The sequence below is a fragment of the Bacillus sp. CDB3 genome, from assembly GCF_002081505.1.
Classification (GTDB): Bacteria; Bacillota; Bacilli; order Bacillales; family Bacillaceae_G; genus Bacillus_A; species Bacillus_A cereus_AT.
In genome coordinates this window covers 1-22,615 of sequence record NZ_ALBR01000017.1, presented here as the reverse complement: position 1 = coordinate 22,615, position 22,615 = coordinate 1, and the positions used below count along the sequence as shown (strand labels likewise).

The following is a 22,615-nucleotide window of genomic DNA, read 5'->3' as shown; positions in this document are numbered from 1 at the left end:
TGCTAGCTTTTACACGTTTTTCAGTAAAAGCTTCTCCATCATCATATTGCCCTTACCACCATAAAAATTTGTATTATGTTCGTTCGCTACTCCAAAATAAGAAGCAACTGCTATTCCGAATGGTACAAAAGCATGTCCTTGTGCCGTAATAATATTTGAGTGTTGTACAACTTCTTTATATACAAAATTTTCTACTGGAAAACAATCTAACTTTTGATAATCTATAGTTGCTGTATAAGAAATCTCTTTAAATAAACCTGCTTTTGCTAGTGCATACGGTCCAGCACAAATCGCAGCTACTAATTTTTCTTTTTCAGAAAATTGGCGAATAACTGAAAAGAGAATATCTGCGTCTTTCATATGTACTGCGTCTCCCCCTGGAATGATAATCCCCTCATATTCTTCTACACGTACTTCACTTAATTCTATATGTGGTTGTACTTGCAAACCTGTTTCACTTATAATCAACTCTTTTGTTAAGCCCGCAGTAATGATTTCATATTTCTTTTTCAGCAATGCTGTTGCTACTGTAACTTCAAACTCCGCAAATGTTGGGTATACGAATAATAATATTTTTTTCATAGTCCTTTCTCCTTTAACCAGCCCATAAAATATCCTTCTAACTCATCCACTGTTAATATATTCGTGTCCACATAAGTTACAGGAAATTGTTTATACCATTCTTTTTCAGTTTCTACTAATTTAAATTGTTCCTCAAATGTACTTCGATTTCTTGCCCTGTCATTATTTTTTCTATCATATAAATTTTCTTTCGAAACATCTAAATAAAAAATTGCATCCGAACGGCATTCTCTTAATTTATACAATTCATCTTTTAATTCTGTTTCTATATCCCACTCTTTCCCTATCATCTTCGGATAAAAAAGTGTATAAAATTCAATATCTTCTGGCCCGCGATCAAATATCACGACCGATCCCTTTGCATTTTGAAACTCTTTTATTTTTGCTTCAATGAACATTTTTTGATTTGTAATAAATCCCTCTTTTGTGTAAATATCCAAATTTAATTCTTTTCGTTTTTCTATAATTGGATATGGATTTTCATATATAACCGGAAGCCTATTTTGCTCTAGCCTTTTCGCTAATGTCGTTTTCCCACTTGCCATCGGTCCTTGAAGTGAAATTACGTATGCCATCCCTCTCATTCCCTTTTCTTATAATACATTGATAATATACAGAATTTTGAAAACTATCAACATAATATATATCATCTTGTTTCTTATTCTTATGTAACTTATAATAAAAAATAGAGATTATGACGGACGCAAAATAATGTAAGCTTGGAAATCCAAGCTTACATTATTTTTTGCTTTCCCTTTTCTTATAAAAAGAGTATACTAGATTAGAACGTATGTTCTTAGTAATTACATACAGTAAGGAGATAGAACAATGGTATACGACACAAAAGCAATTTCTTGGAATGAATCTTTAAAACAACTTCAACGCCGCTATACAAACAAACAAGTTGACCGAAAAGAATTTGAAGACATTGAACTGATGGAATTCTTCCGCGATAACGACTACATTTCATTACCTACACATATAAGCGGCCTATCAACAACACGTTTTACTTCTTACTCTATTTTCACAACTGAAGATAAAGATCGTAAAGTTGGCACACTTATTATTGAGTATGTTGAAGACGAAAATAATAAGTTATGTGTTGAACAACTATACTTCGTTTAAACTATAACGCTTGGTCAAAATGACCAAGCGTTCTTGCTTTCTATGAATCTCACTGTTTATAATATGAATAAAAGAAAACCGCAATCATTAAGGGGGGATACACTTGCTCGAAGGATGGTTCAGTTGGTTTATTGTATTATGGACTGTTATTTTATTAGGACTTATGTCTATCGGTGGATATTTTATGTTCAGAAAATTTTTAAAACGATTACCAAAAGAAGACGGTATGTCCATTTTAGATTGGGAAGAACACTACATAAATAAAACGAGACATTTATGGAATGACGAACAAAAACAATTGTTAGAAGAGCTCGTAAGTCCTGTTCCGGAACTATTTCGCGATGTTGCAAAATCAAAAATCGCTGGTAAAATTGGTGAACTTGCACTTCAAGAGCATGCATCGAAGATTACACAAGATTTAATTATAAAAGGATATATCGTTGCCACACCGAAGCGTGACCATAAATTTTTAGTAAAGAAACTGCAAGAAAAAGAGATTGATTATTCTAACTATAAATCTTTATTAGCGAAATAATTCTCATTAAAAAAGATTGCTAGCTTAGAGCAATCTTTTTTATTTTAACTAACAGTTACTGATTTTACGGCTGTTAATTTAGCCTCCGCTAAGTCTATTTGTAATCCTACAGCACCTGCATAAATATAATCAAATGTATTTGGAATATTAACCGTCGTAGAAGTAGATCCTGCCGTTAATACACCATTAGCAGGGACATTGGTCACGTCAAATTCAGCACGCCGATTAGTTGCAGCTGTCCCAATTGGCATGTTTCGGTCTGCGAAACTACCAATTGTATCTAAATTCCCTAAATAATTATTTACCTGTGAAGCAAAAAAGTTGTTTATTAAATTATTAGGTCCTGAAAGTCCCGTACCATTTAAGTTAAATCTATCACCTGTCGCATCTGTATCACCATTAATTGCCATTGTAAATACACGAGCATTAACCGGCGCTACAGCTGGAGTGATGAAATTTGAAATCGTCGCTGTCTCACCCAATGTAGAAATGAGTAAACCAGTATATAAACTAACATTCCTAACAGGATATGAATTATCACGATACACAACAACTAATGCCCATCCTACTCCTGTCCCTTGCGTTGGAGGATTCGCTGTTGGAATTCTTTCTACAAAATAATCTCCTGTCGCTCGGTTTGAAAGTCCTTGCAAAATACTTGTTACATTTGCAGCACGTGTATAAATGGTGCCTTGAAATGTTCCACTTGATCTCGTCTCTCCCCATGCAGGAACACTCGTAATTGTATGAGTGACCCCATCCGGTGTTTGTAAAGTAGGTACATTGTTATTTACCACTGTTTCTGTCACAGTTGCGCTCAATGTCCCTTGCCAAACTAACATAGCAAAATCTACAGTCGCCGTTTCAGGTACATCCGCTAATGAAGGATTGAGCCTTGCCCAAGAACCATTTAATGTCCAATCATTCGTCGTTCCTGCAAAAGTTAATGGATCCGTTGAAGACGGAACCCCTGCAAAAGTTAAGCCAGTATTTCTTGTAATTAATGCGTTGTATTGATAAGCTGTCGCTGTTGTAATACCACGCATCCCCACTGTATTTCCTGTATGCACCATGAATAAAGAATCCGTTTTCGTATATGTTTGTACGAAAGCCAAAAACCTCACTTCCTTTCTATTAAAATAAATATTTACTCGCTATTTCATTTAATGCGAGTAAAACAAAAAAGTTACATTTATATACGTACGAGCTCATTTAGGCAAAAAAAAAGCCTTTGCCTATTCCTATCCATTTATATTTGAATAGGATGCAATGACGAGCTCATTTTCCATAAATATTTACAAATGGAACCAGTTTTAAATTGTGAATTGATGCTATTTGTAAATGTCTAACTATTGATCGGATTTAAATTCATTTAGAAAGGACGAATCTAATGGCAATAGCAACAATAGGAAGTCGTTTAACCTATACAATCGTTGTCCAAAATACCGGAACACTTCCTGCCCAAAACGTTACATTTACAGACCCCATACCAGCTGGCACCACTTTCGTTCCAAACAGTGTAACTGTTAATGGTACTCCAACAGCTGGCGACCCCTCAACTGGAATTCCTATTAATAATATTCCTGCTGGTGGTTCTGCTACAATTACTTTTCAAGTAGATGTAACAAGTATCCCTACCCCACCTATCGCCAGTAACGTAGCAGCATTTGGTTACACATTCCAACCAGCTCCTAATGCACCTACTATTACTCGAACAACAACTAGTAATATAGTTAATACAGACATTTTCACAGCTAATGTCGCATTAACAAAAACAGTCGATAAAACAATTGCTACCATCGGTGATACGATTACGTATACGATTACCGCTACAAACGAAGCTCCATTAGCCGCCGATAATGTTACCATTACAGACATACCTCCCACTGGTACAACGTTTGTACCAGGTAGCGTTACAGTAAATGGTACTTCTACTGCTGATAATCCTACTACTGGTATAAATGTAGGAACGATTGCTGCAAACGGGAATGCTACAATTACGTTTCAAGTTCGAGTTAATACCCTCCCTATACCAAATCCTATTCCAAATCGTGCAACTTCAAGCTTTCAATATAATCCACCAAATCAACCACCAATTAACAGAAACTCTACAAGTAATATAGTTGAAACACAAATTAATGCCACAATCATTAATCCGGCTAAAAGTGCAAACCAGCAAATTGTGAATATTGGTGACATCATTACGTATACGATTACTGTTCCAAATAACGGTAATATTTCAGCAACGAATGTTTCTATCACCGACCCTATCCCTACTGGCACTACGTTTATTCCAAACAGTGTTACAGTTAATGGAGCGGCACAATCTGGCGTAACACCAACAAACATTCCGTTAGGTACAATTCCTGCTGGTCAAACTACAACTGTCACATTTCAAGTTCAAGTCACTTCTCTTCCAGCCAATGGAACGATTACTAACGAAGCAAATATAACATTTACGTCGCAACCGAACCCGACTGAACCCCCAACGACAACTACGACAACACCACCTCCAACAACCACTTCTGTGCGAACTGCAATTGTAAATCCAACAAAAACTGCTAGTCCACAAATTGCTGATATTGGTGATATTATTACGTATACGATTACTGTACCGAATACAGGAAACATCGCTGCAACAAACGTTATTGTAACGGATCCAATTCCAAGTGGCACTACTTTTATTCTGAATAGTGTCACAATTAACGGTACTTCACAACCTGGTGTAAATCCTGCTGGTGGTATACAAATCGGAACAATCGCTGCTGGCGCAACTGCTACAGTTACATTCCAAGTTCAAGTTACCTCTCTCCCAGAGAATGGCTTAATCCGAAATATCGGAACCACAACATTTACGTATCAACCGGATCCTACAAAACCAACTATTACAACAACAAACCCTACACCACCTACTACTACTCCTGTTAACACTGCTATTACAAACCCTGTTAAAACGGCGGATAAAACTACTGTTGATATTGGTGATATTATTACGTATACGATTACATTTACTAATGATGGTACGATCCCTGCTACGAATGTAGTTTTTAATGATACCATTCCTGTTGGTACAACATTCATTCCGAATAGTGTAGTCTTAAATAATGCTCCCGTTCCAAATTCAAATCCAGCACTAGGAATTCCAGTTGGAACAATTAATCCTGGTGAAACGAAAACACTCTCATTTCAAGTTCTTGTTACACAAGTTCCAGCTGGAGGTGTTATTACAAACGAGGCTTCAACAACATATACGTATCAGCCGGATCCTACAAAGCCTCCTGTTACAACAACTGAACCGACAGCACCTACTACAGTCGCTGTTAATACCGCTACGGTTAACCCTACAAAATCTGCTAATCGTACTTTCGTTGACATTGGTGATATTATTACGTATACAATTAGTTTACAAAATAACGGCACTGTTCCCTCAACGAATATTGTACTAACCGATCCAATTCCAAACGGTACAACATTTATTCCAAATAGCGTCACGATTGATGATGTCTCACAACCTAACAGTAATCCTGAAAACGGTATATCAATCGGCACTTTAAATCCAAATCAAGCAAAAACAATTACATTCCAGGTTCAAGTTACAAGTGTGCCACCAAATGGCCTTATAGAAAACCAAGGCATTGTATCATTTAATCATATTGTTAATCCAAATGAACCTCCTGTTACAAAAACGACCCCAACTCCTAAAACAGAAACACAAGTTGGGACCGTTGTTACAGCGCCTACAAAATCTGCAGACAAACAAGTTGCTGATATAGGAGATACAATTACCTATACGGTCACTTTTACAAATAATGGGACAGTTCCAGCTACAAATGTAGTCGTTACAGACCCTACACCTAACGGGACTATTTTTGTTCCAAATAGTGTTACGATTGATGGCGTTTCGAATCCTGGTTCCGATCCAGAACTTGGAATACAACTCGGCACTATTTCTGTCGGAGAAACAAAAACAATCACGTATCAAGTTGTCGTTACAAATTTACCACCTGATGGGGTAATTAGAAACCAAGCATCCTTCACTTATCAATATCAACCGAATCCAAGTGAGCCTCCCGTTACAACAACTACTACGACTCCAAGTGTGAACATCCCAATTAACAATCCAAATCCGACGACTACAAAATCTGCAGATCGACAAATTGCTGATTTAGGAGATACGATTACTTTTACCGTAACATTCCAAAATAGAGGGACCGTCCCCGCTACAAACGTTATCGTAAAAGATACACTTCCATCTGGTGTTTCATTCGTTCCAGGTAGCGTTGTTGTGAATGGAATATCACAAATTGGAGAAAATCCCGAAATTGGTATACCAGTTGGCACTGTAAATCCTGGTCAAAGTATTACCGTTACGTTCCAAGGTGTAGTAAATAGTATCCCGCCTGGGGGCGTTATTAGAAATCAAGCAAATATAACATTCACATATGAGCCAAATCCGAATGAACCTCCTGTTACGACAACTATTACAACTCCTGAAACAGAAACGGCAGTTAATACCGCAACACTAAATCCACAAAAAACAGCAGATCGCTCCTTCGTTGCATTAAATGATATCATTACCTATACGCTCTCATTCCAAAACACCGGTACTGTCCCTGCTACGAATGTAACAGTAATAGATTCTATCCCTCCTGGTACTGTATTTGTTCCAGATAGTGTTACGATTAATGGTATTCCTCAATCAGGAACCAATCCATCATCAGGAATTTCACTTGGAACTTTAGCACCATCCGAACGAGCGACCATTACTTTCCAAGTACGAGTAGTGAACATCCCTGCTAGTGGCGAAATACGCAATCAAGGAAGTGCAACATTTAATTATCAACCGGATCCAAACTTACCTCCAGTCACAAAAACAGAAACGACCCCTGAAACAACGACTCCTATCCAAACTGTAGTCATAAGTCCAACAAAAACTGCAAACCTTACGTTTGCAGAAGTTGGCGATATTGTAACTTATACTGTCACATTTACAAACCAAGGAACTATACCTGCTACAGGTGTAACAATTACAGATTCTTTACCTCCGGGTACAACTTTTGTTACGAATAGCGTTACAGTAAATACTATCCCTCAACCTGGTGTAAGCCCGATTACAGGCATTTCCGTCGGTACAGTTAACCCTGGCGAAACTGTTACAGCTACGTTCCAAATACAAATAAATGCTATTCCACCTAACGGAAAAATAGAAAATACAGCAGTTGTTACCTATATTTCTCAACCTAATCCTAGCGAACCTCCTATTACAACGACAGAAACGACTCCTACCGTAACATTACCTGTTCGTACCGCTAACCCGAACCCGCAAAAAACAGTAGATCGTGAGTTTGCAAGTATTGGTGATACACTCACTTATACAATCACCCTTCAAAATACTGGTAATATACCTGCAACCGATGTCATTATTACTGATTCTATCCCTACTGGAACTACTTTTATTCCTGGAAGTGTTACGATTAATGGCATTCCACAACCTAATTTGACACCAGCAACAGGAATTCCAGTTGGAACATTAAACCCTAGACAAATAGTGACTGTTACTTTAGAAGTACAAGTAACTGCGCTACCACCAAATGACATTATCTCAAATGAAGCAAATGTCACTTACACATCTCAACCAGACCCGAATCTCCCACCTATTACAACAACAACACCTACTCCAATTGCAGAAACAATTGTGCAAAATGCAGAACTAGAATCAACAAAAGCAGTAGACTTACAACTTGCCAATATTGGAGATACACTCACTTATACAATCACCCTTGAAAACGTCGGAAATATTCCTATGACGAATGTATCTATCATTGACCAACCACCAGTAGGTACACAATTTATTGTGGATTCTGTTACAGTAAATGGTATTTCACAACCAGGGATTGACCCAAGTATCGGGATACCTATCGGCGCAATACAGCCTAATCAAATAATAACCATCACGTTCCAAGTAACGATTACAAATATACCTCCTAATGGGGTTGTTACAAACGTTGGTTCAGTCACCTTTACATCTCAACCTAATCCAAATGAAGCACCTATTACCGAAACAGAGGAAACACCTCCAGTTAATACTGAAATCATTAACAGCATCATTAATCCATCGAAAACAGCTGATCGAAACAACGTTGATATAGGTGATATCATTACGTACACCGCTACCTTCCAAAACTTACAAACTGTACAGTTGACAGGCGTTGTTTTTACAGACCCTATTCCAACCGGGACTACTTTCATTCCAAATAGTGTTACAATTAACGGTATATCGACTAGTAATGTTGATCCAGCTCTTGGCATACCTCTTGGCACATTAAATCCTAGTGAATCGGTCGTTGTTACATTCCAAGTTCGTGTTGTTTCAATACCACCTAACGGAATTATTGTAAATGAAGCTACTATCACCTACACATTCCAACCTAATCCTAGTGAACCACCATTAACAGTGACTACCCCTACCCCACCTACTACAACAAATGTAAATACTGCAACGACAAACCCTACAAAATCCGCTGATAAAGTATTTGCTTTATTAGGTGACACAATCACTTATACAATCTCTTTGCAAAATACAGGAACCGTCCCTGCGACGAATGTAATCATAACTGATCCAATTCCAGCTGGTACTACTTTCATTCCAAATAGCGTGACAATTAACGGAACCACTCAACCAGGTATTGTTCCTAGTTCCGGAATCTCTATTGGTACACTAACACCTAATACTTCAACAGTTGTAACGTTCCAAGTTAAAATAACGTCTATACCACCGACAGGCTTTATTGAAAATGAAGGAACGGTTTCTTTCCAATATCAACCGGATCCTACTAAACCACCCGTGTCGACTACTAGACCTACTCCAACAACAAAAACACAAGTAAGTGAAGTTACCATTAACCCTAACAAACAGGCAAATCCTCAAGTTATTAATCTTAGTGATACAATCACATATACAATTACATTCAAAAATGTCGGGAATATAAATGCGACAGGTGTTATTATTACAGACCCTACTCCAGCTGGTACTACTTTCATTCCGAATAGCGTCACGATAAATGGCGTTTCTACACCTGGGACAAATCCAAATAATGGCGTAAATGTCGGGACTGTAACTCCAGGATAAATTGTTACATTAACTTATCAAGTTACTGTAACTGCACTCCCGCCAGACGGTATTATTAAAAACACAGCAACTGTAACTTACACATTCCAGCCAAACCCTAGTGAACCTCCTATTACCATTACAGATCCTACTCCAACTGTTGAAGTGTCCGTTATTACCCCTACCCCTAATCCAAATAAACTAGCAAATAAACAAATTGTAGATATGAATGAAATCATCACTTATACAGTAACGTTCCAAAATCGCGGATCGGTCCCCGCGACATCCGTTATCATTACTGATCCGTTAGCGAATGGATTAACATTTGTTCCAGGTACCGTTGTAATAAATAGCATTCCGGACCTTGGAGTAAATCCTGTAGTTGGTATACCTGTCGGAACAGTCAATCCGAACGATACAGTAACTGTTCAATTCCAAGCGAGAGTAACGAGCGTACCACCTGGTGGTATCATTCGAAATCAAGCAACTGTTACTTTCACATATGAACCAGTTCCTGGTGAACCTCCCATTACCATTACAGACCCTACTCCAATTAATACAACGAATGTAAATACAGCTATATTAAATCCGCAAAAAACAGCTACTCCGGAAACAGTTACACTAGGTGACATCATTACGTATACGATTTCTCTCCACAATACAGGTACCATTCCCGCTAATAATATACTTGTAACTGATACAATTCCTGTCGGTACTTCGTTCATTCAAAATAGTGTCACAATTAACAATGTGTCTCAACCAACTGCAAACCCTGCAGCAGGCATTCCTATTTCAACACTTGCTCCTTCTGAATCCGCAACGATTTCTTTCCGTGTCCTAGTTACTTCAATTCCACCAAACGGAAAATTCAAAACCAAGGTAACGTTTCATTCCAATATCAACCAGATCCTACTAAACCGCCTGTATCCGTTACTACACCTACACCTACTACAATTACTCCTGTAAACGTCGGGACTATTAATCCGATAAAAACCGCTGATAAATCCATCGTTTCAGTAGGTGATACAATTACATTTACTATCACATTCCAAAATGAAGGTACGATTCCTCTTACTAGTATTTCTGTTACAGATTCACTTCCTATCGGTACAGCATTCATTCCAAACAGTGTCACAATTAATAACATCCCAATTCCAAATGCAAATCCATCCACAGGAATTCCAGTTGGAACCTTGAATCCATCAGAATCAGTAACTATTTCATTCCAAGTACAGGTTATTACACTTCCAGCTAATAGAATGATTACAAATATCGCATCAGTTACGTATACTTCTCAGCCTGATCCTACTAGACCACCCGTCACAACAACGACAACAACCCCACCAATTACGATAGAAGTAAACCCGAATGAGCCAAACACATTTATTAAGACTGCAAATGTAAATAGCGCCCAGCTCGGTGACTTCATAACATATACACTTACCTTCACTAACAATGGCACTATACCAGCAAATAATGTACTCATTACCGACGTACTACCTCCTGAAGTTACTTTCTATCCGAATTCAGTAAAAGTAAATGGAGTATCACGCCCCGAAATAAATCCAAATATTGGTATCATTATTGGGACTGTTAATCCCGGTGAATCCGTTATCGTCCAATTTATCGTTCAAGTAACAGCAGAACCACAAAATAGTTTCATTCAAAATACCGCTCGCGTTCGATATACAGTAAGACCTGATCCTACTAAACCACCAATTTCTGTTGACGAAACTTCAGAACCAAACATCATTTCAGTTACCCCATCCGTAGCACCAAACTTAAATTGCTTTTTTGATGGTACACGTTTTATACGTCGCGACTGGGATAGAGGATGTTAACAATATAAAATAAAAAGACAGCGTTTTTGGCGCTGTCTTTTTATTTTATACATATACAGTTTTAAGTTAGTTTCATATCTTTTTCATTATAAAAACCGTCTTCTTTTTCCATTTCCTTCTGTAATTTCGTAAAGGAACGGTACATCGCAATTCTCCATGACACAATCATCGCAAACGCAAGTAAGAAGAACATGCCGCTAAGTTGTCCTAAATCAAGAGATTGACTTAAGTATGTTTTAAATACAATCCGCACTACAAGTAATCCAATTAATATAAAAACAAATGCTTTTGAACGCTTCAAATAAATCTCTTGTCCTCTAATTTCAAATTTAGATGTTTTAATAAGAAAAATAGAGAAAAACAACCCAACACCAATTGCTTCTAACATTTCTGCTGGAGTTAATCGAAATTCAGGAAAAACATACATCAATGCTCCCGTGCTCATAAAAAATGGTGGAAGTATAATTTTTTTCAATGTTGCGGGTTTCTTAGCTGCTTTTAAACGAATAAACATCGCACCGACAGCCATACAAACAGCAACAATACTTGATAAAAGAACTATGTTCATATTTTCTCATCCTTTTTTGTGGCTATATGCAAAATATACTTTCATTATATGCTTTTCCGTTAGTATTTCCAACATTTTCACAGAATAATACTAAAAACCGGTAAATCCACCAAATAAACTTGAGAAATATACGATAATTTTCGTCATCCAATTAAAATATAAGAATATCCCCATGACAATCATAATGTATCCTCCGATTTTCATGAAAGCCATACTATTTCTTTTAATCCAAGACATTTTCGTAATAAAGAATGAAAGTACGAAAAACGGGATAGCAAATCCAAGTATGTAAGCAATCATATAAATCATTGCCGATTCTGGGTTTGTTGCAGCTAATCCAATTACAGACACTAAAATAGGTCCAGTACATGGTGTCCACCCTGCAGCAAATGCCAATCCAATTAGAACTGAACCAAAATAACCACTCGGACGATTCTTAAAAGTAAATTTACGATCTTGCATTAAAAACTTCGGCTTAAACACACCGACAATTATAAGACCGAACACGATGATAAATATACCACCTAACTGTCTAATTAAATCTTTATAATCCGTAAAGATGCCTCCGATAAAACTTGTACCAAATCCAATCGCAATAAAAATAATTGAAAAACCAAGTAAGAAAAACGCTGTATGTATCATACTTCTTTTGCGAAGCATTGCATTTTCTTCTTTCAATTCAGAAACCGACATACCTGTTATGTATGATAAAAATGCCGGGTAAAGCGGTAAGCAACATGGGGAAATAAATGATAGAAACCCAGCGCCAAACGCTAAAAAAATACTAATATCTTGCATGATTTCACTCCTCTCCTTACATATTGTAGCAAAAACACATAAAAATACTATGAACAATTCGTGAACTCACTTTAACAACGTGATAATAAGAAAAACTATCTTTACAAACAGTTTCTAATAAAACGTTTTCATTTCCTTCTATTATATAGAACAATCTCAATTGGATTATAAAGCTCTTCCTAATTGTTACTAACATAACAAAGGTTTCACAGTTTCTCAAATACTTAGCACATTACAATTAACTTCACACATATTGACCTGAAAAAATATTTTTTTCAAATGCTGTCTTTATACAATGTAACGCTGATTTTACAATACTTTAATTATTATTAATTTCAAGATTATGCATAAATATCATACTTTTATTATTATTCTATAAAATGTCGCACTTTTCTTTCAGTTGACCCTTTATTTTTAATTTTGTATACTTCCCTCTAGTTATATATGTCCGTTACGGAACAATTGCATATAGATGGGAGGAATTTTTCATGCTTCGTTATTCTCTTTTAGTTTTATTAGGAGCGTGTAGTTATGGGATTTTAGCTATTTTTGTTAAACTTGCTTATGCAGAAGGATTTTCACTCGGAGAGGTAATTGGTAGCCAATATTTGTTCGGTTGGATTATTTTGCTTACTATTACACTTCTATTTTCTAGACACCGTGTTCCATTAAAACAAGCGTTAATTTTATTCGTTGCAGGAACATCGGCAAGCTTTACTGGCATTTTTTATTATGCTTCATTAAAAACTGTACCAGCTTCTATTGCAATTATACTTTTATTCCAGTTCGTTTGGGTTGGGATTATCATTGAAGCAGTCGCAACGAAAACATTACCTTCAAGAGAAAAAGTTATTTCAGTTATTTTCTTACTTGTAGGTACATTTTTATCAAGTGGTTTACTAGAAAAATCAGCAGGTGATTTCGATACGACTGGAATCATTTTAGGTTTATTATCTGCCGTTACATTCGCAACATACATTTTCGTGAGCGGAAAAGTTGCTGTTGAAGTGCCTTCATTACCGCGCGGTGTTCTTTTAATGGCTGGTGCTTTAACTTTAGTAATGCTCGTATTCCCGCCAACATTTATTATGAACGGTGCCATTTCTCAAGGACTTTGGAAATACGGCTTAGGATTAGGAATATTTAGTATCGTTATTCCATCTATTGCCTTTACAATTGGCATTCCAAAAATCGGTTCTGGATTAGCAACTATTCTTGGTGCAGCAGAACTACCAGTTACAACTATTATGTCTGTATTCGTTTTAAAAGAAGCTGTACTATCTTCACAATGGTTCGGTGTATCACTTATTTTAATCGGTATCGCAATCCCGCAAATTGCCTATGCAATGCGTGGACGCTATCAAAAACATCATACACATAAAAAAGTGGCTGCATAAACGAGAGAGGATTTTCACTTGAGAATCCTCTCTTTTATTGTTGTATACTTATAGTAAATACTTCGTTTAAGAAAGAGGGCATAATACGTGGCATCTATTCCAAATCAATTAACAGAAAAACTTATTTCTATTCGTCGACATTTACATGAGTATCCAGAACTATCATATGAAGAGTTTGAAACAACAAAAGCGATAAAAGATTGGTTAGAAGAAGCAAACATTACTATTATTGATTCCAATTTAGAAACAGGAATTATCGCTGAAATTTCTGGTAATAAAAACGGTCCCGTTGTAGCAGTTCGTGCTGATATTGATGCCCTTCCTATTCAAGAAGAAACAAATTTACCGTACACTTCGAAAAATCACGGTAAAATGCATGCTTGCGGGCATGATTTTCATACAGCTGCTACTATTGGTGCAGCCTATTTATTAAAGGAAAAAGAATCTTCTCTTAACGGAACTGTCCGCTTTATATTCCAGCCAGCTGAAGAAAGTAGTAATGGCGCTTGCAAAGTTATTGAAGCTGGACATTTACAGGATGTACAAGCTATCTTTGGTATGCATAATAAACATGATTTACCAGTAGGTACAATCGGTATTAAAGATGGGCCACTAATGGCCGGAGTTGATCGGTTTGAAATTGAAATTCACGGAGTTGGTACACATGCAGCTGTACCAGATGCTGGCGTAGACCCTATTGTCGCATCTTCTCAAATTGTTATGGCACTGCAGACAATTGTAAGTCGAAATATAAGTTCATCTCATAATGCAGTTGTTAGTGTTACAAACATCCATTCAGGAAATACGTGGAACGTTATTCCTGAAAAAGCTACGTTAGAAGGAACTGTACGTACATTCCAAACTGAAACACGTGAAAAGATTCCAGCATTAATGGAGCGTATTATTAAAGGGGTTTCTGATGCACTAGGTGTAAAAACAGAATTCCGATTTTACCCAGGCCCTCCTGCTGTTCATAACGATAAAACACTCACTAATCTTTCTATTCAAATTGCAGAGCAAATGAATCTAAACGTTATCTCTCCTACACCATCAATGGCCGGAGAAGATTTTTCTTTTTACCAACAAGAAACACCAGGTTCATTCGTCTTTATGGGAACAAGTGGTACACATGAATGGCATCATCCAGCTTTTACAGTAGATGAGCAAGCATTACCTATTAGCGCGGAGTATTTCGCCTTATTAGCCGAAGAGGCTATTCATCAATTAGCACATACAAAAAGCCGTTAAGTTAATCCTTAACGGCTTTTGCTTATGCTGTTAAATCTCGTTTTATAAATACTGTATAGGAAATCCCTAGAAATACAATTAAATACAGAAGAAGCATACAAGAAGCGAATGGGAATGTTACCCCATCAATAAAGCTCCCACCCTTTGAAAGCCCATATAAATCTGTATTCGCTGGTAATAAATATTTCGCCCATTCATATCTCGCTGCCGGAATTAGCGCTATTCCTCCTGATAATGCGAGAAATAGAGAAATTCCGATTGCACCTCCGCTCGATCTAGTTAAAACGGAAATCATAAAGGCAAATGCAGCATACACAAGAGTTGGTAGCCACGATAAAACGTAATACTTACTTGCTTCCATAAAAATACTTTGTTTTATAATATTTCCATCTTGGAAAATAAATTCACTCCATGCAGGCTGTTGGAATTTATAAATAACAAGTCCACATAAAGCAGCGAAAATCATATTAAATATAAACAATAACGCTGCAAATATAACGATTGCTAAAAATTTTGCTGTTAATATTTTAAATCGATTTGCCGGACGGATCGTTAAAAATTTATATGTTCCCCAGCTGTATTCATTCGCAAAAATTGTACTTGCATACACAAGAATAAACGGAAGCAAAATTGGAAATACGATAAAACCTGTATCTCTCATAAATGAAAGCGGAGAACTACTTGACGGTGCTGTGTCCGTATCTAAATACTTCATTTTAAGCTGATATTCCTTTACAAGCTCGTCCCCTGACTTTTCTGCTAAAATATCCGCTTTTTTCATGCCGAGTTTTTTCTCTATTTCTACAGTGCGTTCTGTATAATCCGCTTTCCACCCTTTTGTTTCTGGCTCTAAATACTTGACCGTAACCCATCCTAATCCAATAATTAATACTGCAATAACTGCAAAAGGAATAATCGTTCGCTTTCGCTTAAATATTTTATACAACTCGTTATAAACTAAATTAAACAATATCTTTTCCTCCTGTTAATTCTAAAAACTGCTCTTCCAGCGTTTTTCTTTCTTCATATACACGATAAACTTGAATGTTTTTCTCCATCAATGTACGAAGAATAGTTGGAATTTCTTCATCTTTCACGTTTATAACTAATTCGTTTTCTTTTACTAAAACATCGTATTCTAAAACTTCTGTCGCTTTATTCACATCATCTACACGTATATGTATTTTTTCCGTTTCTTCCTTTTTGTCACTTTGAATATTTTGTGTTGCGACATATTCTCCGTGCTGAATAATAATAACTCTGTCACACATTAATTCTACTTCTGAAAGTAAGTGACTAGATACAAGAACCGCCTTTCCTTGTTCATGTGCAATTTTCTTTATGTACATCCGCATTTCATGTATACCACTAGGATCTAATCCGTTCGTTGGTTCATCTAGTATTAATACGTCTGGATCATGAATAAGCGCCTGGGCAATTCCTAAACGCTGTCTCATACCGAGTGAATATGCTTTTACTTTACGATCAATCACTTGTCCCATTCCCAACAATTGCACTACTTCATCGATACGTTCTTCGGTCACATTGCCATTCATTCGTCCGAAATATGTTAAATTTTCATAGCCGCTTAAGAAAGGATAAAATTCCGGTGCCTCAATTACAGCACCAATTTTCGCAGCAGTTTTTTCAAATTGCTGTTTTACAGATTGACCATCAATCCATACTTCTCCTTCTGTCATACGAATCATTCCAACCATCATTCGCATTAATGTCGTTTTCCCAGCACCATTTGGTCCTAATAAGCCAACTACTTCACCTTTTTTCACTTCAAAACTAATATTTTCTACTAACGTCTTTGAACCAATTCGCTTTGTTAATCGATCAACTTTTACGATCGCTTGCTCATTTATCATTCCATACAACCTTTCTTCTTAACTCTTTTTTCAGTTCTTCCCACTGTATCATGATTAATAACATGTGTAAAATGAAGAAAAAGCCATGATTTCTCATGCCTTTCTCCTCGTTTCATATGACTTTTCATCTTTTAACCTTTGTATAAATCTACAACATTGCCACATCGATATTATAATGACGGTTATCATAACAACTGCTGTTACCATTATCGCATACACCGTAATTGGTGCATTTGCTACTCCTTGGATTCCTACTACTTTCATAAAAATAATAATAAATAATTTCAAAAATAACATACCATGAATTAATCCGAAAACGAAAGCTCCTCCGTAAGTTAATAATTGCTCCTGGCATAATAAACATAACATTTCTTTTCTCTTCATATTCACTACTTCATACGATCTAAACTCCTCTCTTCTACTCTGTAAAAGAGAGGCTGTCATTTTATAAGTAATGAACATACACACAAAAATTACAAATAGAAACATTGCATAAAACCACTTTACAAATATAGGTGTATATTCCGCTTTACTTATTACAGCTTCATTGAACCGGAATGATATCATAAAAAAACAAATCATTGTATTCATAACAATCCACATAAATTGTTTTAACCTTCTGGTAGCAAATTTTTGTATATTTTTTCTCGCCAACCGAAATAAAGACATAAATTTCTTCCCCTACCTCACTTCATAACATACTCCTTCTATAATACTAGTGTATAAAAATATGACATTTTAAACATCGCACTTCAATCGGAATCTTTACTAAGCCTTTAGTCCTAGAAAATAAAATGGGAATAAAACCATTTATATACTATAATTGTAAAAAGGAGGGGTTATATGCGTGTAAAATTACTGTTTATTCTTTCTTTGTTACTTTTCACTAGTTGTAGCCCACTAAAAAACAATGAAGGCGCCACTGTTAAACCATATAAGTTAACAAAAGAGCAATCTGATATTTTACAAATGACTCCTATAGGAGAAGGAAATAGAATGTTTTATAACGTTACAATCAAAAATAATAAAGATGAACTCCATGCTACAATTGACTATTATCAAAATGGTAAAAAAGTAAAAGAAATTGCTAACATAGCTTCATCACATTTTTCAGAAAAGAGCATAAGGCTTTCCTTCATAGCACCACATCTCCAATTTGATAAAGATGTACAAGAAAAAGGCCAATGGTATATTAATATCGACGGTGGTGCAACGCTTGTTCCTGAAGAGTCTCCTCCAATCGTAAATAGTTCTGCAACTACTACAATTCAATCTACTAAAAACGTAAAATACAATCAAAAAACGATTTTAGCCGCTGTAATCCCAACAAATAAAGAAACTATAAGTGTCCCTACAATTGATGAAGAAACGGGTATCGATCTACTCTTAAAAGAAAACGAACATGTTTATCTATTTAGTATCGAGCTAAAAAACAATAAAGCGGAAATGCAATTTAGGTGCATTTCCGCTTTATTGTTTAACAAGGTGTAGTTTTGTGTATCTTAATTAAATCCCTTCTCCGTCATGATTACTGCTCACCCTTCTCATCTTCCACTTCAATCCTTTTTTTCTCTCTTGCAATTTTTAAGAACTCTAACAGCTCTGGATTACTATTCATTTTTTTGTAAGCCACCGACATTTCTGCTACAAAATTAGAGTCACATAGCTCCTTATACACAACTTCTGTTTTATACAATTTATTTGCTGATACAGGTATCACCGTAATTCCAATACCTGCTGCTACAAGGCCCATGACAGTTTGATACTCTGTTGCTTCTTGTACAATGTGCGGACTAAAACCTACATCGCGGCAAAGCGATAGAATTGTATCATATAACGCTGGCCATACTGGTCTCGTAATAAATACGAACGGTTCATCCCTTAAATCTTCGATATGTATTTCGTCCTTTTCAGCGAGCGGATGTGCCTTCGGTAAACATAACGTACACGAAAGTTTTTGAATTGGTTCTAACTCAAGTAATTGCGTTGGAATTGGCGGACGTAAAAATCCAATATCAATTCGATTATCATGAAGTGCATGCACCTGATCCGGTGTGGACAATTCATGTAATGCTACAGACACTCTCGGAAATTTCTTTCTATACTCCCTAACGATTGACGGTAAAATATCATATATCGCCGCACCTACAAAACCAATTGAAAGTGATCCAACTTCTCCCCTTTGCGCACTTTGTGCAACTTCTACTGCTTTTTCAATTTGTTCAAACGCTTTTTTTACTTCTTTTAAAAACATTTCTCCCGCTTCTGTTAATTCAACCTTTCTCTTCGTTCTTGAAAATAACATAACTCCCATTTCTTTTTCTAATTGCTGAATTTGTTGACTAAGCGGTGGTTGTGTCATTTGTAAACGAGCAGCTGCTCGTCCAAAGTGTAATTCCTCTGCCACTACAACAAAATATTGCAAATGCCGTAATTCCATTTTGGACACCCTTTTCATTTTCGATTAATACATCTAATATATTAATAACATATAATTTATATATTAGACAAATATTTCGAATGAACGTATAGTAGAAATTGTTAATTCTTTTTTACAATTATTATGTAAAAAAAGAAAGAGGTGGTTACTGTATGAAATGGTGGAAATTAAGCGGACAAATTTTATTATTATTTTGTTTCGCTTGGACAGGTGAATGGATCACAAAACAGGCACACCTCCCAGTTCCAGGAAGTATAATCGGTATTTTTTTATTATTAATCTCATTAAAATTTAATATAGTGAAAAAAGAATGGATACAAGACGGTGCAGACTTTTTATTAAAAGAACTTATTTTATTTTTCATCCCTTCTGCCGTCGCTGTCATTCGTTACAAAGATACATTATCACAATATGGAATCGATCTCATTTTAATTATCGTGATTAGTACACTTTGTGTCACTCTCGTAACAGGACTATTAACAGAATTGCTATTAAAGCGGAAAGGATCAACACAATGATCGGCTTTCTTTGTTTGCTATTAACACTATTCACATATTGGGTATCTAAAAAAATGTATCAACGCTGGAATTGGAGCTTACTTTCTCCCCTTCTTGTATGCCCAATCATTTTAATTGCTTTATTACTCGGATTAGATACACCATACGAAACCTACGAATCCGGTGGTCATTGGTTAACAGAATTATTAAAACCTGCAACGGTTGCTTTCGCATGGCCAATCTATAAATATTTTGATCTATTAAAAAAACATGGAACTGCTATTTTAATTAATGTCATTGTCGGTTCTTTTCTATCAGTTATTACTTCAGCACTATTAGCTAATTTTTTTCAAATTGATTCATCAATCGAACAGAGTTTAGCACCACATATTGTAACGACACCTATTGCAATGGCTATTTCAGAAATGATTGGTGGCATGTCACAATTAACAGCAGTTTTCGTCGTATTAACTGCCTTAACTGGGGCATTACTCGGTCCTACTCTCATACGCATATGCCGCATTAAAACAGCGCTCGCAAAAGGTATAATGCTAGGTACTAGCGCGAATGGAACCGGAACATCAAAAGCATTTGAAATCGGTCCTGTCGAAGGTACAATTGCAAGTTTATCAATGCTTTTAACAGCCGGAGCTAGTTTAGTTATCGTTCCGCTTTTCTTATCTTGGATACATTAAAAAGCGAGTGTTTAAACACTCGCTTTTTTATTTATATATTTATTTAAAATCTTATAATCCTCCGGGAAAGATAGCGTTAATTCCTTCATTTCATCTATCCTCTTCCAAGCAATTTCATGTATTAACTCATCAGGATCTTGGATTTTCATACTACCGCCTATTTTTTTAACGACATAATAATGAACGTATACAGGAACCCCGTATGTAATACCTTCTTTTTCGTATATTTTATTTACAACCTCCACATCGTAACCCGTTTCTTCCCAAACTTCTCGAATACAACATTCTTCTAGTGTTTCTCCATTTTCAAGCCCACCACTTGGAACAGACCACCTTTTTTCTTCACCCTTTTGCCCTTGCAATACCATTAAAATTTCATTTCTTTCATTTAGACATACTGCTGCACACCCTACCCATCTTTCCATATATATACATCCCTCCCCTATAAAATTTCACCTTCTTTATCATTTTCTCCTTGAAAAAAGAGGAAAAAAGTAAACTAATGACGAAAAATCACATTAACTTCATAGACAATCCCTTCTTAGAAATTAAAAATGGAAGGATGAAAATATGATTTCTAAATATGTTGTGGAATGTGTCTTTTGTGAAGAAAATCGAAAACCTCGCCAAGCTATCGTAACAGTTCCTGCCACTACTCAGCTACTAGCCATTGAAAAAGTGCGTGCGGAATGTAAACGTCGTTTTGGAAAAGCTTTATTATTGCAAACAGAAATTAGAGAAGAAATAGTTTTTGAACAAAAAGAAAGCTGACCATAAATTGGCCAGCTTTCTTATCCGATCATATTTTCACATGAAGATTAGGGGCATCCTCTTTAAGGATCGGGATTTACCCATTATGTGCGTTCCATAATGGTCATCGAACAATATATTTCTATACAATAAACTATTGAATAGAATAGGGCAAAACTTGTTCGCATTTTTTAGAAAAGGGATAGGGATATAATTCAAGTAATACTTCGAATACTCGAACTTTACACTCATTATATTAAAGCAAATCCTTTTATATGGGAAATATGAATTACTTACATAATTCATTCGTAAAATGTATTAATAGTTTTCTTTACTCTACTAACAACATACATCCAGCTAGTATCGGTGTCATAATCATTGAAAACCTTAAAAGCATGCGAGGTGCATAATTTGTAAACTTAGCTCCTATATATGCCCCTAACATTGTCCCGATTAAAACTTGTACTAATAATACATAATCTAAATACCCTTCCGAACTATATCCAAGCCCACCTCCAATTGCGATTGGTAATATAACAAGCATTGTCGTCCCTACAGACTGCTGAATTGTTAATCCTAATAGAACTATTAATCCGAGTTGGATAAAAGGTGCTGAACCAATCCCAAATGAACCAGCTAACATTCCAGTAACCAGTCCGAGACATATACATTTAATCAAGTTATCTTTCGAAAGTTCGTTACGCCCTTTTAAAGACGACCGTTCCTTTTTTTGAAATATAATTAATCTAATAAACATAAAAATTGCAGATAAAAATAACATTCCCGCTGTAAACCAGTGTAGAAGATTCGCTGGTATTAGCGAACCAAACTTCGAACCAATAAAGGAACCAATCGCTCCAAATCCCCCAACAATTCCGCCTATTACAAGCACAACATTCCCTTCTCTATAATGACTTCATACCCCAGATAATGTCGTAAATGCCATAGCAGTTAGAGATGTTGCAAGAGCAACGTGAATAGGGATATGGAATACTAAAGTGAGTATCGCGATGATAAATCCTGCCCCTCCTGCTCCGACAAACCCTAATAAAACTCCCATTAATAACATTGTTATAATAATTGCCACATATTGCCCCTCCAATATTCCAATTATCTATCACATGCGCACTTCTATACAAACAAAAAGCATCCTAAAT

The 22,615-nt window shown here is 36.1% G+C and carries 19 protein-coding genes and 2 pseudogenes; 9 read left to right on the top strand and 12 right to left on the bottom strand.

The features are described 5' to 3' along the window. Positions 1-9: 9 nt before the first annotated feature. Positions 10-582 (bottom strand): DJ-1/PfpI family protein, encoded by a 573-nt coding sequence (locus CDB3_RS06205; protein WP_128853784.1) that lies wholly within the window; start codon positions 580-582, stop codon positions 10-12. Next, positions 579-1,157, bottom strand: a complete 579-nt coding sequence (locus CDB3_RS06200; protein ID WP_128853783.1) for an AAA family ATPase — start codon at positions 1,155-1,157, stop codon at positions 579-581. Before CDB3_RS06200 ends, CDB3_RS06205 begins: the two co-directional genes overlap by 4 nt. A gap of 253 nt (positions 1,158-1,410) precedes the next feature. Here CDB3_RS06200 and CDB3_RS06190 point away from each other — a divergent pair, with 253 nt between their 5' ends. Then, positions 1,411-1,707: a hypothetical protein gene (locus CDB3_RS06190; protein ID WP_128853782.1), complete on the top strand. Its 297-nt coding sequence runs from the start codon at positions 1,411-1,413 to the stop codon at positions 1,705-1,707. Between the two features lie 103 nt (positions 1,708-1,810). After that, on the top strand, positions 1,811-2,242 hold the full coding sequence (locus CDB3_RS06185) for a DUF2621 domain-containing protein (protein ID WP_128853781.1): 432 nt from the start codon (positions 1,811-1,813) through the stop codon (positions 2,240-2,242). A gap of 44 nt (positions 2,243-2,286) precedes the next feature. On the opposite strand, the gene CDB3_RS06180 is transcribed toward CDB3_RS06185, so the two are convergent. Beyond that, complete coding sequence (locus tag CDB3_RS06180) at positions 2,287-3,357, bottom strand: hypothetical protein (protein WP_128853780.1); 1,071 nt, start codon at positions 3,355-3,357, stop codon at positions 2,287-2,289. Between the two features lie 275 nt (positions 3,358-3,632). On the opposite strand from CDB3_RS06180, the pseudogene CDB3_RS06175 reads away from it, so the two are divergent. Continuing rightward, positions 3,633-11,191 (top strand): annotated as a pseudogene (locus CDB3_RS06175) (DUF7507 domain-containing protein). A gap of 61 nt (positions 11,192-11,252) precedes the next feature. Here CDB3_RS06175 and CDB3_RS06170 read toward each other — a convergent pair. The 3 genes from CDB3_RS06170 to CDB3_RS32930 form a co-directional block, all read right to left on the bottom strand. Continuing rightward, a complete protein-coding gene (locus tag CDB3_RS06170) occupies positions 11,253-11,759 on the bottom strand; it encodes a CcdC family protein (RefSeq protein ID WP_001028439.1) in 507 nt (168 codons plus the stop codon). Between the two features lie 90 nt (positions 11,760-11,849). Next, positions 11,850-12,557, bottom strand: a complete 708-nt coding sequence (ccdA, locus tag CDB3_RS06165) for a cytochrome c-type biogenesis protein CcdA (protein WP_071747706.1) — start codon at positions 12,555-12,557, stop codon at positions 11,850-11,852. Between the two features lie 16 nt (positions 12,558-12,573). Next, on the bottom strand, positions 12,574-12,723 hold the full coding sequence (locus CDB3_RS32930) for a peptidase T (RefSeq protein WP_306295546.1): 150 nt from the start codon (positions 12,721-12,723) through the stop codon (positions 12,574-12,576). 322 nt (positions 12,724-13,045) lie between these two features. Here CDB3_RS32930 and CDB3_RS06155 point away from each other — a divergent pair, with 322 nt between their 5' ends. Further along, positions 13,046-13,954, top strand: coding sequence for an EamA family transporter (locus CDB3_RS06155; RefSeq protein ID WP_097829113.1), 909 nt, complete (start codon positions 13,046-13,048; stop codon positions 13,952-13,954). Between the two features lie 87 nt (positions 13,955-14,041). Next, positions 14,042-15,202, top strand: coding sequence for a M20 peptidase aminoacylase family protein (locus tag CDB3_RS06150; RefSeq protein ID WP_128853778.1), 1,161 nt, complete (start codon positions 14,042-14,044; stop codon positions 15,200-15,202). A gap of 22 nt (positions 15,203-15,224) precedes the next feature. Here CDB3_RS06150 and CDB3_RS06145 read toward each other — a convergent pair whose 3' ends face one another. From CDB3_RS06145 to CDB3_RS06135, 3 genes are all read right to left on the bottom strand, one after another. Then, positions 15,225-16,172: an ABC transporter permease gene (locus tag CDB3_RS06145; protein ID WP_128853777.1), complete on the bottom strand. Its 948-nt coding sequence runs from the start codon at positions 16,170-16,172 to the stop codon at positions 15,225-15,227. Then, positions 16,165-17,076 carry an ABC transporter ATP-binding protein gene (locus CDB3_RS06140; RefSeq protein WP_128853776.1) on the bottom strand — a complete coding sequence of 304 codons (912 nt, stop codon included), beginning with the start codon at positions 17,074-17,076 and terminating at the stop codon, positions 16,165-16,167. Before CDB3_RS06140 ends, CDB3_RS06145 begins: the two co-directional genes overlap by 8 nt. A 93-nt stretch (positions 17,077-17,169) precedes the next feature. Continuing rightward, a complete protein-coding gene (locus tag CDB3_RS06135) occupies positions 17,170-17,745 on the bottom strand; it encodes an FtsX-like permease family protein (RefSeq protein ID WP_128853775.1) in 576 nt (191 codons plus the stop codon). Positions 17,746-17,919: 174 nt separating this feature from the next. On the opposite strand from CDB3_RS06135, the gene CDB3_RS06130 reads away from it, so the two are divergent. Then, on the top strand, positions 17,920-18,567 hold the full coding sequence (locus tag CDB3_RS06130) for a histidine kinase (RefSeq protein WP_128853774.1): 648 nt from the start codon (positions 17,920-17,922) through the stop codon (positions 18,565-18,567). Between the two features lie 37 nt (positions 18,568-18,604). On the opposite strand, the gene alsR is transcribed toward CDB3_RS06130, so the two are convergent. Then, the gene (gene alsR, locus CDB3_RS06125) at positions 18,605-19,516 is read right to left on the bottom strand and encodes an acetoin biosynthesis transcriptional regulator AlsR (protein ID WP_071770777.1); all 912 of its coding nucleotides are present in this window, start codon (positions 19,514-19,516) and stop codon (positions 18,605-18,607) included. 152 nt (positions 19,517-19,668) lie between these two features. Here alsR and CDB3_RS06120 point away from each other — a divergent pair, with 152 nt between their 5' ends. Both CDB3_RS06120 and CDB3_RS06115 read left to right on the top strand, forming a co-directional pair. After that, on the top strand, positions 19,669-20,034 hold the full coding sequence (locus CDB3_RS06120) for a CidA/LrgA family holin-like protein (protein ID WP_002014397.1): 366 nt from the start codon (positions 19,669-19,671) through the stop codon (positions 20,032-20,034). Further along, a complete protein-coding gene (locus CDB3_RS06115) occupies positions 20,031-20,708 on the top strand; it encodes an LrgB family protein (protein WP_097829120.1) in 678 nt (225 codons plus the stop codon). Before CDB3_RS06120 ends, CDB3_RS06115 begins: the two co-directional genes overlap by 4 nt. 11 nt (positions 20,709-20,719) lie before the next feature. Here the strand turns inward: CDB3_RS06115 and CDB3_RS06110 are convergent, their stop codons facing one another. Further along, positions 20,720-21,133 carry an NUDIX hydrolase gene (locus CDB3_RS06110; RefSeq protein WP_128853773.1) on the bottom strand — a complete coding sequence of 138 codons (414 nt, stop codon included), beginning with the start codon at positions 21,131-21,133 and terminating at the stop codon, positions 20,720-20,722. Between the two features lie 145 nt (positions 21,134-21,278). Between CDB3_RS06110 and CDB3_RS06105 the strand changes: the two genes are divergently transcribed. Beyond that, positions 21,279-21,479 (top strand): DUF3903 domain-containing protein, encoded by a 201-nt coding sequence (locus CDB3_RS06105; protein WP_128853772.1) that lies wholly within the window; start codon positions 21,279-21,281, stop codon positions 21,477-21,479. 310 nt (positions 21,480-21,789) lie between these two features. On the opposite strand, the pseudogene CDB3_RS06100 reads toward CDB3_RS06105, so the two are convergent. Further along, a pseudogene (locus CDB3_RS06100) lies at positions 21,790-22,545 on the bottom strand (sulfite exporter TauE/SafE family protein). Between the last annotated feature and the right edge of the window lie 70 nt (positions 22,546-22,615).

Coding starts and splice junctions, on each gene's coding strand:
- alsR (WP_071770777.1), bottom strand. CDS start 19,516: ATGGAATTACGGCATTTGCAATATTTTGTTGTAGTGGCAGAGGAATTA.
- CDB3_RS06110 (WP_128853773.1), bottom strand. CDS start 21,133: ATGGAAAGATGGGTAGGGTGTGCAGCAGTATGTCTAAATGAAAGAAAT.
- CDB3_RS06205 (WP_128853784.1), bottom strand. CDS start 582: ATGAAAAAAATATTATTATTCGTATACCCAACATTTGCGGAGTTTGAA.
- ccdA (WP_071747706.1), bottom strand. CDS start 12,557: ATGCAAGATATTAGTATTTTTTTAGCGTTTGGCGCTGGGTTTCTATCA.
- CDB3_RS06200 (WP_128853783.1), bottom strand. CDS start 1,157: ATGGCATACGTAATTTCACTTCAAGGACCGATGGCAAGTGGGAAAACG.
- CDB3_RS06155 (WP_097829113.1), top strand. CDS start 13,046: ATGCTTCGTTATTCTCTTTTAGTTTTATTAGGAGCGTGTAGTTATGGG.
- CDB3_RS06140 (WP_128853776.1), bottom strand. CDS start 17,076: ATGATAAATGAGCAAGCGATCGTAAAAGTTGATCGATTAACAAAGCGA.
- CDB3_RS06170 (WP_001028439.1), bottom strand. CDS start 11,759: ATGAACATAGTTCTTTTATCAAGTATTGTTGCTGTTTGTATGGCTGTC.
- CDB3_RS06105 (WP_128853772.1), top strand. CDS start 21,279: ATGATTTCTAAATATGTTGTGGAATGTGTCTTTTGTGAAGAAAATCGA.
- CDB3_RS06120 (WP_002014397.1), top strand. CDS start 19,669: ATGAAATGGTGGAAATTAAGCGGACAAATTTTATTATTATTTTGTTTC.
- CDB3_RS06115 (WP_097829120.1), top strand. CDS start 20,031: ATGATCGGCTTTCTTTGTTTGCTATTAACACTATTCACATATTGGGTA.
- CDB3_RS06135 (WP_128853775.1), bottom strand. CDS start 17,745: ATGTCTTTATTTCGGTTGGCGAGAAAAAATATACAAAAATTTGCTACC.
- CDB3_RS06130 (WP_128853774.1), top strand. CDS start 17,920: ATGCGTGTAAAATTACTGTTTATTCTTTCTTTGTTACTTTTCACTAGT.
- CDB3_RS06190 (WP_128853782.1), top strand. CDS start 1,411: ATGGTATACGACACAAAAGCAATTTCTTGGAATGAATCTTTAAAACAA.